The 15,914-nt window shown below is 69.9% G+C and carries 14 protein-coding genes; 6 read left to right on the top strand and 8 right to left on the bottom strand.

The annotated features are described in order from the left end of the window. Window positions 1–10: 10 nt before the first annotated feature. Window positions 11–1,471 (bottom strand): amino acid permease, encoded by a 1,461-nt coding sequence (locus ABFX50_RS28980; RefSeq protein WP_346150748.1) that lies wholly within the window; start codon window positions 1,469–1,471, stop codon window positions 11–13. Between the two features lie 219 nt (window positions 1,472–1,690). Here ABFX50_RS28980 and ABFX50_RS28985 point away from each other — a divergent pair, with 219 nt between their 5' ends. Beyond that, on the top strand, window positions 1,691–2,050 hold the full coding sequence (locus ABFX50_RS28985; protein ID WP_346150619.1) for a DedA family protein: 360 nt from the start codon (window positions 1,691–1,693) through the stop codon (window positions 2,048–2,050). On the opposite strand, the gene dxs is transcribed toward ABFX50_RS28985, so the two are convergent. Continuing rightward, the gene (gene dxs / locus ABFX50_RS28990; RefSeq protein WP_428834709.1) at window positions 1,954–3,843 is read right to left on the bottom strand and encodes a 1-deoxy-D-xylulose-5-phosphate synthase; all 1,890 of its coding nucleotides are present in this window, start codon (window positions 3,841–3,843) and stop codon (window positions 1,954–1,956) included. The genes ABFX50_RS28985 and dxs overlap by 97 nt on opposite strands. Window positions 3,844–3,960: 117 nt before the next feature. Between dxs and ABFX50_RS28995 the strand changes: the two genes are divergently transcribed. The 3 genes from ABFX50_RS28995 (at window position 3,961) to ABFX50_RS29005 (ending at window position 6,520) form a co-directional block, all read left to right on the top strand. Then, window positions 3,961–4,797 (top strand): neutral zinc metallopeptidase, encoded by an 837-nt coding sequence (locus ABFX50_RS28995; protein ID WP_346150621.1) that lies wholly within the window; start codon window positions 3,961–3,963, stop codon window positions 4,795–4,797. Window positions 4,798–4,861: 64 nt separating this feature from the next. After that, complete coding sequence (locus tag ABFX50_RS29000; protein WP_346150623.1) at window positions 4,862–5,632, top strand: neutral zinc metallopeptidase; 771 nt, start codon at window positions 4,862–4,864, stop codon at window positions 5,630–5,632. A gap of 90 nt (window positions 5,633–5,722) precedes the next feature. Then, entirely contained in the window at window positions 5,723–6,520 is a 798-nt protein-coding gene (locus ABFX50_RS29005; RefSeq protein ID WP_346150625.1) for a neutral zinc metallopeptidase, read from the top strand. Here ABFX50_RS29005 and ABFX50_RS29010 read toward each other — a convergent pair. The 5 genes from ABFX50_RS29010 to ABFX50_RS29030 all read right to left on the bottom strand — a co-directional run bounded on the left by ABFX50_RS29010 (window position 6,517) and on the right by ABFX50_RS29030 (window position 11,980). After that, the gene (locus ABFX50_RS29010; protein ID WP_346150627.1) at window positions 6,517–7,722 is read right to left on the bottom strand and encodes an ROK family transcriptional regulator; all 1,206 of its coding nucleotides are present in this window, start codon (window positions 7,720–7,722) and stop codon (window positions 6,517–6,519) included. The genes ABFX50_RS29005 and ABFX50_RS29010 overlap by 4 nt on opposite strands. A 35-nt stretch (window positions 7,723–7,757) precedes the next feature. Further along, window positions 7,758–9,017: a sugar ABC transporter permease gene (locus ABFX50_RS29015; RefSeq protein ID WP_346150629.1), complete on the bottom strand. Its 1,260-nt coding sequence runs from the start codon at window positions 9,015–9,017 to the stop codon at window positions 7,758–7,760. Next, a complete protein-coding gene (locus tag ABFX50_RS29020) occupies window positions 9,014–9,778 on the bottom strand; it encodes an ATP-binding cassette domain-containing protein (protein WP_346150631.1) in 765 nt (254 codons plus the stop codon). Before ABFX50_RS29020 ends, ABFX50_RS29015 begins: the two co-directional genes overlap by 4 nt. 50 nt (window positions 9,779–9,828) lie before the next feature. Then, window positions 9,829–10,956, bottom strand: a complete 1,128-nt coding sequence (locus ABFX50_RS29025) for a sugar ABC transporter substrate-binding protein (RefSeq protein WP_183646334.1) — start codon at window positions 10,954–10,956, stop codon at window positions 9,829–9,831. A 301-nt stretch (window positions 10,957–11,257) separates the two neighbouring features. Further along, window positions 11,258–11,980: a sulfite exporter TauE/SafE family protein gene (locus tag ABFX50_RS29030; protein ID WP_346150633.1), complete on the bottom strand. Its 723-nt coding sequence runs from the start codon at window positions 11,978–11,980 to the stop codon at window positions 11,258–11,260. A 20-nt stretch (window positions 11,981–12,000) separates the two neighbouring features. Between ABFX50_RS29030 and ABFX50_RS29035 the strand changes: the two genes are divergently transcribed. After that, window positions 12,001–12,774: a neutral zinc metallopeptidase gene (locus ABFX50_RS29035; protein WP_346150635.1), complete on the top strand. Its 774-nt coding sequence runs from the start codon at window positions 12,001–12,003 to the stop codon at window positions 12,772–12,774. A gap of 37 nt (window positions 12,775–12,811) precedes the next feature. Continuing rightward, window positions 12,812–12,997, top strand: a complete 186-nt coding sequence (locus ABFX50_RS29040; protein ID WP_346150637.1) for a hypothetical protein — start codon at window positions 12,812–12,814, stop codon at window positions 12,995–12,997. A 28-nt stretch (window positions 12,998–13,025) separates the two neighbouring features. Here ABFX50_RS29040 and acnA read toward each other — a convergent pair whose 3' ends face one another. Next, window positions 13,026–15,803, bottom strand: a complete 2,778-nt coding sequence (gene acnA / locus ABFX50_RS29045; protein ID WP_379506534.1) for an aconitate hydratase AcnA — start codon at window positions 15,801–15,803, stop codon at window positions 13,026–13,028. Between the last annotated feature and the right edge of the window lie 111 nt (window positions 15,804–15,914).

The raw sequence follows: 15,914 nt of genomic DNA on the forward strand, positions 1-15,914 counted from the left end.
GGCCCGCGTGTCAGAAGCCCTGGCCCTTCGGCCCTGGCGCGCGGTAGCCGCGGACGGTGCTGTGGCGGTAGCCGTACAGGAAGTAGATCACCACGCCGATCAGCAGCCAGGCGAAGAACCGCAGCCACGTCTCCACCGGCAGGTTCATCATCAGGTAGAGGCAGGCGAGCACCGAGGCGATCGGCAGCACGGGCACCAGGGGCACCCGGAAGGCGCGCGGCAGGTCAGGGCGGGTCCGGCGAAGGATGATCACGCCCGCCGACACCACGACGAACGCGAACAGGGTGCCGATGTTGACCAGTTCGGCCAGCGCGCCGAGCGAGATGAACCCCGACAGCACCATCGTGACGAACCCGACGATCAAGGTGATCCTGGCGGGCGTGCCGTAGACGGGGTGGACCTTGGCCAGGGTGCGCGGCAGCAGCCCGTCACGGCACATGGCGAACAGCACCCTGGTCTGGCCGAGCATCAGGATCATGACCACGGTGGTCAGGCCGGCGATGGCGCCGATGCTGATCAGGCCGGCGATCCACGGCTGGCCGACGGCGGTGAAGGCGTCGGCCAGCGGGGCGTCCTCGCTGAGCTGGCTGTAGGGCTGCATGCCGACCACGACGAGCGACACCGCGACGTAGAGCAGCGTGCAGATGACCAGCGAGCCGATGATGCCGCGGGGCAGGTCGCGCTGCGGCTCGATGGTCTCCTCCGCCGCGGTGGCCACGATGTCGAAGCCGATGAAGGCGAAGAAGACGATCGCCGCCGCGGAGAAGATGCCGATGACGCCGAAGGCGACGGGCGTGATGCCGAACAGCACCTGGATCAGCGGCGCGCCCAGGCCCTCCACGGCGGGGGTGGCCTTGGGGGCCGGGATGAAGGGCGTGTAGTTGGCCGTGCGGATGAAGAAGAGCCCCGCGATGATCACCAGCAGGATCACCGTGACCTTGATCACCACGATGGCGAGGTTGACCCTGGAGGACAGCTTGATGCCCGCCACGAGGATGCCGGTCAGGATCGCCACGATCAGCATCGCCGGGTAGTTGATGCCGGCCAGGTCGGGCAGGGGGATGCCGATCGTGGCCAGCAGCGAGGTGAAGTAGCCCGACCAGCCGACCGCGACCACCGCCCCCGCCAGGGCCATCTCCAGCATCAGGTCCCAGCCGATGATCCAGGCGGGGAACTCGCCGAGCGTGGCGAAGGCGAAGGTGTAGGCCGAGCCCGCGACCGGGATGGTCGAGGCGAACTCGGCGTAGCAGAGCGCGGCCAGGCCGCACACGACGGCGGCCACCACGAACGAGAGCGCGACGGCGGGCCCCGCGGTCTCCCTCGCCACCCTGCCCGTCAGCACGAAGATGCCGGTGCCGACGATGACTCCGATGCCGAACACGGTCAGGTCGACGGCCGACAGGCGCCGCTTGAGCCGGTGCTCGGGCGCCTCGGTGTCCTCGATCGACTGCTCGACGCTCTTGGTCCTCATTATCTCTGCCACGTCGTGATCGTTCCCTCACGATGGGCGATCATGCGGCCCGCAGGCCGGAGTCTCTCCGGGTCGGCTCGGGGTTCGCCCCGATGACCTGGGCTTTTCGCTCCGCCATGGTGAGAGGCATGTTCGGCGATCTGCTCGACACCCTGGCCGCCCAGGACCTCGTCCTGATGTGGGCCGCTCCTGCTCGCCTTCCTCACCCTGGACGCCTCGGTGGGCGTCGGCCTGATCGTCCCTGGCGACGCGCTGCTCATCGTCGCGGGCACCACGGCGGGCAGCCCGCCCGAGGTCCTGGCGCTCATCGCGGCCGGGGTCGTGGCCTGCGTGGCGGGCGCCTCGGGAGGCCACTGGGCGGGCAGGACGCTCGGCCCACGGCTGCGCCACGGAAGGCTCGGCCGCGGGATCGGCGAGCCTGCCGGTGGCGGCGGTGGCGGCCCTGGTCGTCGTGGCCGTCTCCGCCGCCGTGCGCGGGGCGATCAGCCCTGGGCGGGCTGGTTCTCCAGAGCCGAGCTCCGCTTCGCGACCGCCTCGGTGATGTCGCGGGCGAGGTCCTGCCCCGTCAGCCCCGCGTAGCCCAGGATCTTCGGCCGCTTGGCGTGGTCGAGGAACTCCTGCGGGATGCCGAAGGTGCGCACCGGCACGTCGATGTCGTGGTCGCGCAGCAGGCGGGCGACCGCGTCGCCGACGCCGCCCACCCTGCCGTTGTCCTCCACGACGGCGACCAGCTTGTGGGCGGCGGCTGCCTCGGCGAGCGCGTCGTCGAGCGGCTTGACCCAGCGGGGGTCGACCACGGTGGCGGAGATGCCCTGCGCGTCGAGCAGCACGGCGGCCTCCATCGCGGCCTGCGCCATCGGGCCGACGGCCACCAGCAGCACGTCGGGCTCGCCGCTGCGCAGCACGTCCATCTCGCCGAGCCTGCCGACCGCCTCGACGGTGGCGGCCACGGGGCCCTTGGGGAAGCGCAGCACGGTCGGCGCGTCGTCCACCGCGACGGCCTCGCGCAGCAGCTCGGTCAGCCGCTCGCCGTCGCGCGGCACCGCGATGCGCAGCCCGGGGACGACCTGCAGGATCGACAGGTCCCACATGCCGTTGTGGCTGGCTCCGTCGTCGCCGGTGACGCCCGCTCTGTCGAGGACCACCGTGACCGGCAGCCTGTGCAGGGCGACGTCCATCAGCAGCTGGTCGAAGGCCCTGTTGAGGAAGGTGGCATAGACGGCGACGACCGGGTGCAGCCCGCCGAGCGCCAGGCCCGCGGCGCTGGTGAGGGCGTGCTGCTCGGCGATGCCGACGTCGTAGGTGCGGTCGGGGAAGGCCTCGGCGAAGGCGTTGAGACCCGTGGGGTGGAGCATGGCGGCGGTGATCGCCACCAGGTCGTCGCGCTCCTTGCCGAGCGCGACCAGCTCCTCGCTGAAGACGTTGGTCCAGATGCGGCCCTTGGGCTTCTCCACGCCCGTGGCCCTGTCGAAGGCGCCCGGCGAGTGGAACTGGTCCTCGTCGTGGTTCTCCGCGGGGGCGTAGCCGCGGCCCTTCTGGGTGAGGGCGTGCACGATGACGGGCCCGCCGAAGCCGCGCGCCTTGCGCAGCGCCTCCTCCACGGCCTGCTCGTCGTGGCCGTCGATCGGGCCGACGTACTTCAGGCCGAGGTCCTCGAACATCACCTGGGGCGCCAGGACGTCCTTGACGCCCTTCTTGAAGCCGTGCAGCGCGTCGTAGACGACGGGAACGTTTCCGATCTTGTTCTTGACGAACTCGAGCATGTCCTCGTAGCGGCGGTTGACCCGCAGCTTGGCCAGGTGCGTGGCCAGCCCGCCGATGGTGGGCGAGTAGGAGCGGCCGTTGTCGTTGACGACGATCACGCACGGCAGGTCCTTGACCGCGGCGATGTTGTTGAGCGCCTCCCATGCCATGCCGCCGGTGAGGGCGCCGTCGCCGATCACCGCGACCGCCACCCTGTCGCGCTCGCCGCGCAGCTTGAACGCCTTGGCCAGGCCGTCGGCGTAGGACAGGGCGGTGGAGGCGTGGGAGTTCTCCACGAAGTCGTGCGGCGACTCGGCCTGGCTCGGGTAGCCGGACAGGCCGCCCTCCTGCTTGAGCGCGTCGAAGCCGTCCGAGCGCCCTGTGAGCATCTTGTGGACGTAGGACTGGTGGCCGGTGTCCCAGATGATCGGGTCGCGCGGCGAGTCGAAGACCCTGTGCAGCGCGATGGTGAGTTCGACCACGCCCAGGTTGGGGCCCAGGTGCCCGCCGTTCCTCGCACAGGAGTCGACCAGCAGATCACGAACCTCCTGGGCGAGCTGTGGCAGCTCCTCGGCCGCCAGCCGTTTGACGTCGTGCGGTCCCTTGATCGAGGCCAGCAGCCCGCTCACGGAATCATCCCCTCATCCACTCGCCAACGGATCGAGTCTAGTTCGTGGACCACGCGATGACTCACCGGAGTCAAATGCACCCTGATTTGTCCGATCTTGGCCTATGGTTTACCCACTATGAACACTGTCCCCCTGAGGAAACTTCCGTCACTTGTGGCCGCCGGGCTGGTGCTGGCCATGGCCGGCGTCGGCACGGCAGGCGTCGCCCAGGCCTCCGCCGTCACCACCACGGAGGCCGCGCAGGTGGCGCCTCCCCGAGGGAAGGCCGCGGCCACGAGCAGCCCGTTGTACAAGACGGGGACGCTCGCGCGCTCCAACTGCGCTCCCGGCGAGATCCAGCGCGGCAGCACCGCCGCCTACAAGCACTTCCTCCAGGCTTTCACCAACTGCCTGAACCGCGCGTGGGCCGCCGAGTTCAAGCAGGCCAGGATGCCCTTCTCCAAGCCGCGCCTGCGGATCATCACGACCAAGCGCAACACCGCCTGCGGCAGGTGGCTGACCGGCGCCTCCGGCGTGTACTGCTCCTCCGACAGGACCATGTACATGTTGATCACCAAGACGGAGCTGCGCAATCCTTCGCCCGTCGGCATCGGCCGCCTGATGGCGCACGAGTACGCCCACCACGTGCAGCAGGTCGCCGGCATCATGCCGTGGTACGGCCAGGTGCACTGGCGCGCCAGCAAGGCGGGCAAGCTCGCCTACTCGCGCCGTCTGGAGCTGCAGGCCGAGTGCCTGTCGGCGGTCTTCATGAAGTCGGTCAAGGACACGCTGCCCGTGGACGAGGCCTACTACCAGCAGATCATCGACTGGTTCGGCGAGAAGGGCGCCTCCATCTGGCCGCAGAACGACCACGGCTCCAGCCGTAACCAGGCCAGGTGGATGCAGCGCGGCTGGGACTACGGTGCCGCCGCCGCGTGCAACACCTGGAACGTCTCCGCCAAGTACGTCTCCTAGCCCGCTCCCCGCCGGCGGTCGCGCCTTCCGGCGTGACCGCTTGGTGGTCTAAAGTCCTGTGACTATGCGTTCCCCCCTATTCGCCGTGCTTTCCGGCGCCCTCGCGAGCCTCCTGTTCGCCGGTACGGCTGCCGCTGGCACCCCCTCCTTCCCGCCGGTCCTGACCTCGAACAAGGTCTACAAGAGCGGCGCGATGGAGCTCAAGGAGTGCCAGGAGCAGCCGATCCAGCGCGACGACCTGGACGGCGCCAGGGTGTACCTGGAGTTCGTGCTCGACTGCCTCAACGACTCGTGGAGCCGTCAGCTCGCCAAGGCGAAGATCCCCTTCAGCAAGCCGAAGTTCGGCGTCGTCAGCAAGGCCGGCCAGTCGGTCGGCAAGTGCGGCAAGTTCCCCGCGGGCGCGCAGGCGCTCTACTGCCCGCCCGAGCGCAAGATGACGGTCCTGCTCGACCCCCTCATCCTGTCCGAGCCCACCGAGCTGTTCCTCATGGAGGTCGTGGCGCACGAGTACGGCCACCACATCCAGGAGCTGACCGGCATGATCGACGTCGTCGACCGCAGGAAGGGCAAGAGCAAGGCCCGCATCTACGACGAGGCCCGCAGGATCGAGCTGCAGGCCGAGTGCTTCTCCGGCGCCTTCATCGGCAGCGTGTGGCAGTCGCTCGGCCGCCGCGACTTCGACTTCAAGTACATCCTCAAGGTCGCCCAGGCGGGCTTCGACGACGGGATCCACGGCAAGCCCGCCAACATCGCCTACTGGCTGAAGAGGGGCTTCGACGCCGAGTCGCCGAACGCCTGCAACACCTTCAGCGCTCCCAAGGCCCGCGTCTCCTAAGCATGTCGTGATTTTTCATTTGATGTCCGCGGTCTTAGCTGATCGCGGACATCAATCGCTTTTCAAGCGCATGTCTGGACAATGCGCCCCATGAGATTCCCCTTTCTCGGCGCCGCCGCCACCGTGGTGCTGGCCGTCCTGCTCGTCGGCGGCACCGCCGTCCCCGCCTCGGCCGCCTCGGGCGCCTATCCGATCAAGGGTCCGCGGCTGACCAAGAACACGTTGTACGGCGGCGGCCCGCTCAAGGCCTCCTCCTGCCCCGAGAGAGCGATCGCCGCCGACGACCGCGCCTCGGCCAGGCGGTACGTGCTGGGCGTCTACGAGTGCCTGAACAACTCGTGGGGTGAGCGCTTCGCCGCGATGGGCGTGAAGTTCACCAGGCCGGGCATCAGCTTCACCACCAGCCCGACCGCGACGTTCTGCGACGAGAAGGTGGGCGACGCGGCGGGCGTCTACTGCACGCCTGAACGGCGTTTCACCATCGTGCTGGACAAGAAGGCGCTGGAGTATCCCTACGACCTGTTCCTGTTCGACACGGTGGCCCACGAGTACGCCCACCACGTCCAGAACCTGACGGGCATCACCCGTGCCTTCGAGTACGAGCCCTTCAGCGGCAGGAAGGAGGAGCTCGAGCAGACCCGCCGCTTCGAGCTTCAGGCCGAGTGCCTGGCGGGCGTCTTCATCGGCAGCGTCTGGGACTCCCTCGACCGCACGGACGCCGACTGGCAGGAGCTGCTGCTCATCGACAGGCAGAGCGGCGACGAGGTGAGCAAGGTGCGCGACCACGGCAAGGGCCGCAACATCGCCGACTGGCTCGACAGGGGTTTTCGCAGCGCCGACCCCGCCTCGTGCAACACCTGGACGGCCCCCGCCTCCAAGGTCTCCTAGCCGCCCACCCTGGCCAGCGCCTCGAGCGGATCGGCCAGCACGTGCGCGAAGGCCAGCTCGGCCGCGCCGACCAGCGTGGCGTCGTCGGCCAGCTCGGAGGTGCGCAGCCGCAGCTTCTCCCTGTGGGCGGGCAGCGCGTCGATCGCGAGGCGGCTGCGCACCTGGGCGGCCGAGCCGAGATAGACCTCGCGCAGCATCCCTCCGAAGATCACCATCTCCGGGTTGAAGATGTTGACCAGGTTGGCCACGCCGAGGCCGAGCCAGTCGCCCACGCGGCTCAGCGCGGCCTGCGCCACGATGTCACCCCTGTCGGCGGCGTCGACCACGGCCCTGACCGCGTCGCGTCCGAGGGGCCCCTCGGTGGTGCGGCCCGCCGCCTCCAGCAGCGCCCGCTCCCCCACCTCGGCCTCCAGGCAGCCGTGTGAGCCGCATCCGCACAGCCGTCCGCCGGGGTGGACCACCATGTGGCCCACCTCGCCGCCGAACCCCTCGTGCCCGCCGAGCAGGTGCCCGCCCGCGATCACCCCTCCGCCCACGCCGACGTCGCCGTGCAGGTAGATCAGGTCTCTCACGGACACGCCGACGCCCCTGGTGTGCTCGGCCAGCGCGCCGAGGTTGGCGTCGTTGCCGACGCTGACCTGCAGGCCGAGGCCCAGCTTCCTGGCCAGCGCCTCGCCGAAGGGGGCCTCGGCCTGCAGGAGGTTGGGGCCGTACCTGACGACCCCGTCGCTCCTGTCCACGCCGCCTGAAACCGCGGCCGCCGCTCCCACGCAGACGGTGTCCGCGCGGGTCTTGCGGTGCATCTGCCTGGCGAAGGCGGCAAGCGCGCCGACGACCTCCTCCAGGTCGAAGGCGCCGCGTCGCCGTACGGACTCGCGCCGGTCGAGGATCACCCCGCCCAGCCCGACCCGGGCCACCGCGAGCCGGTCGGGGCCGACGTCGAAGGCGAAGACGTAGACCCGCGAGGACTCGGGCCGCACCACGAGCGAGGGGCGACCGGCCCTGCCCGTCTCGCGCGGCAGTTCCTCGCGCACCAGGCCGGCGGCGGTCAGGTCGGAGGTGAGGGCCATGATCGTGCTGCGGTTCAGGCCCATCCTGGAGGTCAGCTCGGCCCTGGAGGTGGGCCCGCCCAGGTGGACATGGCGAAGCAGCGCGCCGAGGTTGTGACGCCTGATCTCCTCCTGGGACGGGCCCGCTCGCATCGTCAGTGGATCCTTTGCCGTGCCGAAGTCGCTGATCACCTTAGACCAGCGGCGGCCGCCCTACGACGGGCGAGCGCGTCCACCCCTGCCGCCAGCAGAAGCACCGATCCCGTGACGATGTACTTGACGCTGGAGCCGTAGCCCATGAGACCCATGCCGTTGTCGATGACCGCGATGACCGCGCCGCCGAGGACGGCGTCCATCACGCGGCCCTTGCCGCCGAACAGGCTGGTGCCGCCGATCACGGCGGCGCCGACGGCGTAGAGCAGCACCTGGCTGCCGCCGGTGTTCGGGTCGACGGAGGCGCCCCTGGAGGCGGCGATGATGCCGCCGATCGCCGCGATGCCGGAGCAGATCACGAACGCGCTGATCTTGATCCGGTCCACGTTGATGCCCGCCCTGCGCGAGGCCTCCGCGTTGCCGCCGACCGCGTAGATGTGCCTGCCGAAGGCGGTACGGCGCAGCACGAACGTCCACACGACCAGCAGGGCGAGCACGATCGGCACCACGATGGGCACGCCGGTGAGCGACACCAGGCCGGGGTTGCGGCTGCGCTCCAGGTTGAGCACGTAGACCGCGAGACCGGCGATCAACGCCATCGTGCCGACGCGCGCGGCGATCAGCGAGGCGGGGTCGGCGACCAGGCCGCGCCGCGACCGCTTCAATGACCTGACGATCTGGACGGCCGCGTAGCCGCCGACCCCGACCAGGAACAGGCCCCAGCCCAGCATCGGGGTGAGGTTCCTGTTGGCGATGGCCAGGATCGTCTCGTCGCGGATGGAGATGTTGGTGCCCTCCTCCAGGAGCACGAGCAGCACGCCCTGGAAGGCGAGGAAGCCCGCCAGGGTGACGATGAAGGAGGGTATGCCGAGTTTGGCCACCAGCACGCCCAGCATCAGGCCGATGAGGACACCGGTGAGGATGGCCGCCAGCACGCTGACGTACCAGGGCATGCCCATGTCGGTCAGCGTCACGGCGAGCACGGCGGCGCACACGCCGCTGGCGAAGCCCGCCGACAGGTCGATCTCGCCCAGCAGCAGGACGAAGACCAGGCCCATGGCGATGACGGTGATCTGGCCGCCCTGGGTGAAGAGGTTGGCGAAGTTGACGGGGGTGAGGAAGGTGGGCCGCAGCAGCGCGAAGACGGTGCAGAGCACGACCAGGCCGAGCACGGCGGGCAGCGCGCCCATGTCGCCGCCGCGGACCCTCTCGGTGTAGGCGCGGGCGCTGTTGCCGATGGAGGGCTGCCGCACTGCGGTGACGATGGCCTCGTCGTTGGCCAGGAGCTTGCTCATGTCGAGACCCCGTTCGTGAGGCCCAGGTCTCCGCTGCGCCCCGAGGTGATGAGTTCGACGACCTGCGCGTGGGTCACGTCGGCGGTCTTGACCTGGGCTGCCATCCGCCCGAGGTAGAGCGCGGCGATCCGGTCGGAGACGGCGAACACGTCGTTCATGTTGTGCGAGATCAGCACGACCGCCAGACCCTTGTCGGCGAGCCTGCGGACCAGTTCGAGCACCTGCGCGGTCTGCGCGACGCCGAGCGCGGCGGTGGGCTCGTCGAGGATGACGACCTTGCTGTTCCACAGCACGGCCTTGGCGATGGCGACGGTCTGCCGCTGCCCGCCCGAGAGGCTGGAGACCTGCTGCCTGATGGACTTCACGGTCCTGACCGACAGGCTGGTGAGGGTCTGCTGGGCCATCTCCTCCATCGTGGCCTCGTCGAGCACCAGCCCGCTCCTGCGCTCCCTGCCCAGGAACATGTTCTGGACGATGTCGAGGTTGTCGCAGAGCGCGAGGTCCTGGTAGACGATCTCGATGCCCAGCTCGCCCGCGTCGCGGGGGCCGCCGACGTGCACCTGCTCGCCGTCGAAGAGGTAGTCGCCCGCGTCGATCGGGTAGATGCCGCCGATGCACTTGACCAGGGTGGACTTGCCCGCGCCGTTGTCGCCGACCAGTGCGGTGATCTCGCCCCTGTGCGCGGCGAAGGTGACGTCGTGCAGGACCTGGACGGGACCGAAGCTCTTGTCGATCCCTCTCACTTCTAGAACGGGGTTCATATGCTCCTCCGCAGGGGTACGGCTGCCGCCAGCCGTACCCCTGACCGCGTTTACTGGATTCCGGCCTCGGTGCACTTGGCGGCGAACTCGCCCGTGCACAGCTCGTCCTTGGTGACGAAACCGTCGGCCACGACGTCCTTCACGCTGTCGAAGAAGATCCCCTGGGGGTCGAGCAGCACGGCGGGCACGTCCTGACCGCTCTCGGTGTCCTTGACCGTGCCGGTGGCCGAGGGCTTCTCACCCTTGGCCAGGGAGACCGCCAGCGCGGCCGCCGCGTCGGCCTCCTTCTTGATCGCCTTGTAGACCGTCATGCACTGGTCGCCGGCGAGGATGTTCTGCAGGCCCTGGACGGTGGCGTCCTGGCCGGTGACCGGCACCTTGCCGTTGAGGTTGTTCTTCTTCAGCACGGTGATGGCGGCGTTGCCGAGGCCGTCGTTGGCCGCGAGCACGCCCGCGATCTTCGGCTCGCCGGTGAGCATCTGCTCGAAGATGGTGCCGGCCTTGGCGTTGTCCCAGTCGGGCACCGACTCCTCAGGGCCCTTGACGTACTCGCCCGAGTCGAACTTCGGCTTGAGCACGCCGTCGTAGCCGGCCTTGAACAGCGTCGCGTTGTTGTCGGTGGGCGAGCCGTTGAGGTAGGCGACCATGGGCTTGTCGGCCTTCTTGTCGGCCAGGCACTTCGACAGGCCCTCACCCTGCAGGGTGCCGACCTTGGTGTTGTCGAAGCTGACGTAGTAGGCCGCGCCGCCGCCGAGCGTCAGCCTGTCGTAGTCGATGGTGGCCACGCCCTGCGCCTTGGCCTTGCTGAGCACGGCCTTGCCGGTGCCCGAGTCGAGGTTGACGATCATCAGCACGGTCGCGCCGTTGGTGATCATCTGGTCGGCGATCGTCTGGAAGGCGTTCTTGTCGCCCTGGGCGTTCTGGATGTCGTAGGCGACGCCCGCGGCCTTGAAGGCCTCTTCCAGGTACTTGCGGTCCGCGGTCTCCCACCTGGCCGAGGACTTGCTGTCGGGAAGGATGACGCCGATCTTGCCCGCGGCGGCCGCGCTGGAGGCGGGCGCCGCGCTGGACTGGGCAGGACTGGCCTGGGTGGTGCCACCGCTGTCGCCCCCGCACGCGGTGAGACCGAGGGTCGTCGCCGCTACCGCGGCGGTCAGGCTGAGGATCCCCTTGCGCATGGTGCACGGGTCCTTTCTCAGGGGGAACGGATGGGGGGTTGCTCCGCCCGCGTACGGCGGCGCCTGCCGTACGCGGTGAATGTTGTTTGCGGCAACGTATTCCGCCTCGGCCTGCTTTGGAAGACCCACGGGAGGGCGAGTTTGTTGTGGCGGGTAACAATCCAGAAACGCCCGGGAAACCGGCGTTCGCCCAGCGCCAAGAGGCGGCGACGCTCCCCCGCCGGGCAAGGCGCCGGCGCGCCGCCCCGAGGTCGGGCTCGGCTCGGTGAGGACGAAGACCTGCGGGGAGGGCGGGCCGCGCTCACAGCAGGCTCTGCGCGACCAGCGCCAGCGCGGAGAGCGCCGCCACCACGAGGACGGCGCGCCTGACCCCGCCGCCGTCGAGGTGGCGGCGCAGCGGCCCGGAGACGAGGAACCCCACCACCAGGAACGGGATCAGCAGCGCGCCCGACCACAGCGCCCTGACCGGCAGCCGGTCCACCCACCAGAGGATGAGCAGCGACTGGCTGGCGCTGAGGAAGAAGAAGGCGGCCAGCGTCGCGCGGATCTCCGGACCCCTGGCGTTCTGGTAGACCAGCCCCATCGGCGGCCCTCCGATGCCGGTGGCGGTCCCCGTGACACCCGAGGCGAAGCCCGCCGCGGTGGTCGTCCAGCCGTTACGCGGCACCGCCATCGCCCGTGCGGTCAGCGCCACGGCGATCAGCACCATGACCCCGACGAAGACGCCGAGGGACGTGGCGGAGACATGGACGACGATGACGGCGCCGATCGCGCTGCCTGGCAGCCGGCCGAGCAGCGCGAAGCCCAGCCCCCTCCAGTCCGCCCTGCGCCACTCCACGGCCAGCGTGAACAGCGGCAACGTGGCGTTGACCACCTGGATCGAGCCCGGCATGAGGGTGGGGTCGAGCATCGTCAGGACGGGAGCGGCGACCAGTCCGAGGCCGAACCCGACCCCACCCTGGACAACCGCCCCCACAAACACCGCCAAACCCGCCAGAATCAGGATCAACACCGCGTCTGTCATGGGCTCTATGCTCCAGGGTCGTGAGAATCCCCCTTCGCCGGGTCGCCACCGGCGCCCTCGCCCTGGTCACGACCGGTGCTCTCGCCGTCCCGCCCGCTCACGGCCAAGCAGGCCCGCCGGGACGGCTGCACGGGACCGGCGCGCTGCGCGCCGCCTCCTGTCCCGAGCCGCCGCTGATCTCGGGCGGCATCCCCCGATCGAAGGAGTACCTCACCGCGATCGTCAGGTGCATGGACACCGGGTGGTCGGCGCACTTCCGCAGGGCGGGGCTGCGCTACCGCGCCCCCAGGGTCCTCTACTTCGAGCAGCCGCAGGACGAGGTGTGCGGGCTGCCGTGGCCGGGCGGCGCGGCGGCCTTCTACTGCACCCGGCGCGCCACGCTCGTCTTCCCTCTCGAGGGCCCTTGGATCGAGGGGCGTACCGATCTGTACCCGCTGAAGGTCGCCGCCCACGAGTACGGTCACCACGTGCAGCAGCAGGCGGGCGTCAGGAGCGGCTACGAGAGGCTGGTGCGCGCCCGCAGGGGCGATCAGGCCGAGCTGGGCAGGCGCTACGAGCTGCAGGCCGACTGCCTGGCGGGGGTGTTCATCGCAAGCGTGTGGCGCTCGCTCGGCCGCTCCCCCGCCGACTGGACGGCGCTCGTCGAGGCGGTGAGGGCGAGCGGGGACGAGCCCGAGGGTCGCCGCAGCCACGGCAAGGGCGCCAGCCGCGCGTACTGGCTCGGACGCGGCTACGCGGCCGCGTCGCCCTCGGCGTGCGACACCTGGTCGGCACCGCCGTCCAGGGTCTCGTGACGGGCCGCGCCGAAGGCGCGTGCCATCGCAGGGTCTCGTGACGGACCGCGCCGACGCGCGTGCCATCGCGGCGGTGAGCCGCGGGGGCGCGGAGAACGCCGACGCCCCGCGCGGGATGGTGCGCGGGGCGTCGGTCAGATCGGGTGGTTCCCCCGAGTGGGGCGCGTTGAGGGTCGCGCCCGCCCGGCCCATGGCCGGGCCCCCGCCGCCCGCCCCCGGCTGATGGCCGGGTGCGGGAGCGGGAAGTCCCCCTACTTGGCCAGCAGCGAGCGCAGCACGTACTGCATGATGCCGCCGTGACGGTAGTAGTCGGCCTCGCCGGGCGTGTCGATGCGGACGACCGCGTCGAACTCGACCTCGCCCGCCTTCACGTGCACGGTGCCGGGGATCGAGCCCTGGTTGAGCGCCTCGACGCCGGTGATGTCGAAGCTCTCCTCGCCGGTCAGGCCCAGCGACTGCGCCGTCTGTCCCTCGGGGAACTGCAGCGGCAGGACGCCCATGCCGATCAGGTTGGAGCGGTGGATGCGCTCGTAGGACTCGGCGATGACGGCCCTGACGCCGAGCAGCGCGGTGCCCTTGGCGGCCCAGTCGCGCGAGGAGCCGGAGCCGTACTCCTTGCCGGCCAGGACGACCAGCGGCGTGCCCTCGGAGGCGTAGTTGACCGAGGCGTCGTAGATGAACGACACCGGGCCGTCGGCCTGGGTGAAGTCGCGGGTGTAGCCGCCCTCGGTGCCCGGCGCGATCTGGTTGCGCAGGCGGATGTTGGCGAACGTGCCGCGGATCATGACCTCGTGGTTGCCGCGCCGCGAGCCGTAGGAGTTGAAGTCCTTGACCTCGACGCCGTTGGCCTGCAGGTACTGCGCGGCGGGGGTGCCGGGCTTGATCGAGCCCGCGGGCGAGATGTGGTCGGTGGTGACCGAGTCGCCGACCTTGACCAGGACGCGGGCCCCGGTGATGTCGGTGACGGGCTCGGGCTTCTCCGGCATGCCCTCGAAGTAGGGCGCCTTGCGCACGTAGGTGGAGGCGGGGTCCCACTCGAAGGTGTTGCCGGTCGGGATCGGCAGCGACTGCCAGGTCTCGTCGCCCTTGAAGACGTCGGCGTAGTCGCGCTCGAACATCTCGCGGCCGATCGAGGAGTTGACGACCTCGGCGACCTCCTCGGGCGAGGGCCAGATGTCCTTGAGGAAGACCGGCTGCCCGTCGGTGCCGGTGCCGAGCGGCTCGTTGTCGAGGTCGATGTCCATCGTGCCCGCGAGCGCGTAGGCGACCACCAGCGGCGGCGAGGCCAGGTAGTTCATCTTCACGTCGGGGTTGATGCGGCCCTCGAAGTTGCGGTTGCCCGACAGGACCGCGGTGACGGCCAGGTCGTGCTCCTGCACGGCGGCGGAGATCTCCTCGGGCAGCGGCCCGGAGTTGCCGATGCAGGTGGTGCAGCCGTAGCCGACCAGGTTGAAACCGATCTTGTCGAGGTACGGCTGGAGCCCCGAGCGCTCGAAGTAGCCGGTGACGACCTGCGAGCCGGGGGCCAGCGAGGTCTTGACCCACGGCTTGCGGGTCAGGCCCTTCTCCACCGCGTTGCGCGCCAGCAGGGCCGCGCCCAGCATGACGAACGGGTTGGAGGTGTTGGTGCACGAGGTGATCGCGGCGATCGAGACGATTCCGTGGTCGATCTCGAAGGAGGTGCCGTCGGCCAGGGTGACCGGCACCTTCTTGTGCGGGCGCGACCCGTTCAGCGCGGGGGCGTGCGGCTGGTCGCCGTTGCCGTCGTGGCTGATCGCCGGGGAGTCGGAGGCGGGGAAGGACTCGGCCGAGGCCTCGTCGGCGGGGCCGAAGTCGGTCTCCGTCGCGTAGTCCTTGACGGCCGCGCGCCAGGCGCTCTTGGCGTCGCTCAGCGCGATGCGGTCCTGCGGGCGCTTCGGGCCGGCGATCGAGGGGACGACCGTGGCCAGGTCGAGCTCGATGTACTCGGAGAAGACCGGCTCCTCGGCCGAGGGGTCGAGCCAGAGGCCCTGCTGCTTGGCGTAGGCCTCGGTGAGGGCGATCTGCTCCTCGGAGCGGCCGGTCAGGCGCAGGTAGTCGATGGTCTGGCCGTCGATCGGGAAGATCGCGCAGGTGGAGCCGAACTCGGGGCTCATGTTGCCGATCGTGGCCCTGTTGGCCAGCGGCACCGAGGAGACGCCCTCACCGTAGAACTCGACGAACTTGCCGACCACGCCGTGCTTGCGCAGCATCTCGGTGATGGTGAGCACCAGGTCGGTGGCGGTCGCGCCGGCCGGCAGCTTGCCGGTGAGCTTGAAGCCGACCACGCGCGGGATCAGCATCGAGATCGGCTGGCCGAGCATCGCGGCCTCGGCCTCGATGCCGCCGACGCCCCAGCCGAGCACGCCGATGCCGTTCTCCATCGTGGTGTGGGAGTCGGTGCCGACGCAGGTGTCGGGGTAGGCCTTGCCGTCGCGGGTCATGACCACGCGGGCCAGGTGCTCGATGTTGACCTGGTGGACGATGCCGGTGCCCGGCGGCACCACCTTGAACTCGTCGAAGGCCGTCTGGCCCCAGCGCAGGAACTGGTAGCGCTCGCGGTTGCGCTCGTACTCCCTCTGCACGTTGCGCTGGAAGGAGTCGGGGTGGCCGAAGAAGTCGACGATGACCGAGTGGTCGATGACCATCTCGGCGGGGGCCAGCGGGTTGATGCGGGCGGGGTCGCCGCCCAGGTCGCGTACGGCCTCGCGCATCGTGGCCAGGTCGACCACGCAGGGCACTCCGGTGAAGTCCTGCATGATGACGCGCGCGGGCGTGAACTGGATCTCCACGCTCGGCGTCGCGCTCGGGTCCCACTGGCCCAGCGCACGGATGTGGTCGGCGGTGATGTTCGCGCCGTCCTCGGTGCGGAGGAGGTTCTCCAGCAGGATCTTCAGGCTGTAGGGGAGGCGGGCAGCGCCCTCGACGGCATCAAGCCGGAAAATCTCATACGACGCGTCGCCGACGCGTAGCGTGTCACGGCTGCCGAAGCTGTTCGCGGACACGGTGATTCGCCTCCTCGTTAGACAAGTTCTCAGTCACAAATCCTGCCGCACCATGCGACCTCCTATGACGTTAGGTCACCCTAACCAGGAGGTGGACAGGTCTCTCGACATCAAGAT

The sequence above is a fragment of the Nonomuraea recticatena genome (genome assembly GCF_039533245.1).
Classification (GTDB): Bacteria; Actinomycetota; Actinomycetes; order Streptosporangiales; family Streptosporangiaceae; genus Nonomuraea; species Nonomuraea roseola.

What these genes read in the sequence shown, in the direction of transcription:
- ABFX50_RS28980 (WP_346150748.1), bottom strand. Translation starts at nt 1,471, where the DNA reads ATGAGGACCAAGAGCGTCGAGCAGTCGATCGAGGACACCGAGGCGCCC.
- ABFX50_RS28995 (WP_346150621.1), top strand. Translation starts at nt 3,961, where the DNA reads ATGAACACTGTCCCCCTGAGGAAACTTCCGTCACTTGTGGCCGCCGGG.
- ABFX50_RS29000 (WP_346150623.1), top strand. Translation starts at nt 4,862, where the DNA reads ATGCGTTCCCCCCTATTCGCCGTGCTTTCCGGCGCCCTCGCGAGCCTC.
- ABFX50_RS29005 (WP_346150625.1), top strand. Translation starts at nt 5,723, where the DNA reads ATGAGATTCCCCTTTCTCGGCGCCGCCGCCACCGTGGTGCTGGCCGTC.
- ABFX50_RS29010 (WP_346150627.1), bottom strand. Translation starts at nt 7,722, where the DNA reads ATGCGAGCGGGCCCGTCCCAGGAGGAGATCAGGCGTCACAACCTCGGC.
- ABFX50_RS29015 (WP_346150629.1), bottom strand. Translation starts at nt 9,017, where the DNA reads ATGAGCAAGCTCCTGGCCAACGACGAGGCCATCGTCACCGCAGTGCGG.
- ABFX50_RS29020 (WP_346150631.1), bottom strand. Translation starts at nt 9,778, where the DNA reads ATGAACCCCGTTCTAGAAGTGAGAGGGATCGACAAGAGCTTCGGTCCC.
- ABFX50_RS29025 (WP_183646334.1), bottom strand. Translation starts at nt 10,956, where the DNA reads ATGCGCAAGGGGATCCTCAGCCTGACCGCCGCGGTAGCGGCGACGACC.
- ABFX50_RS29030 (WP_346150633.1), bottom strand. Translation starts at nt 11,980, where the DNA reads ATGACAGACGCGGTGTTGATCCTGATTCTGGCGGGTTTGGCGGTGTTT.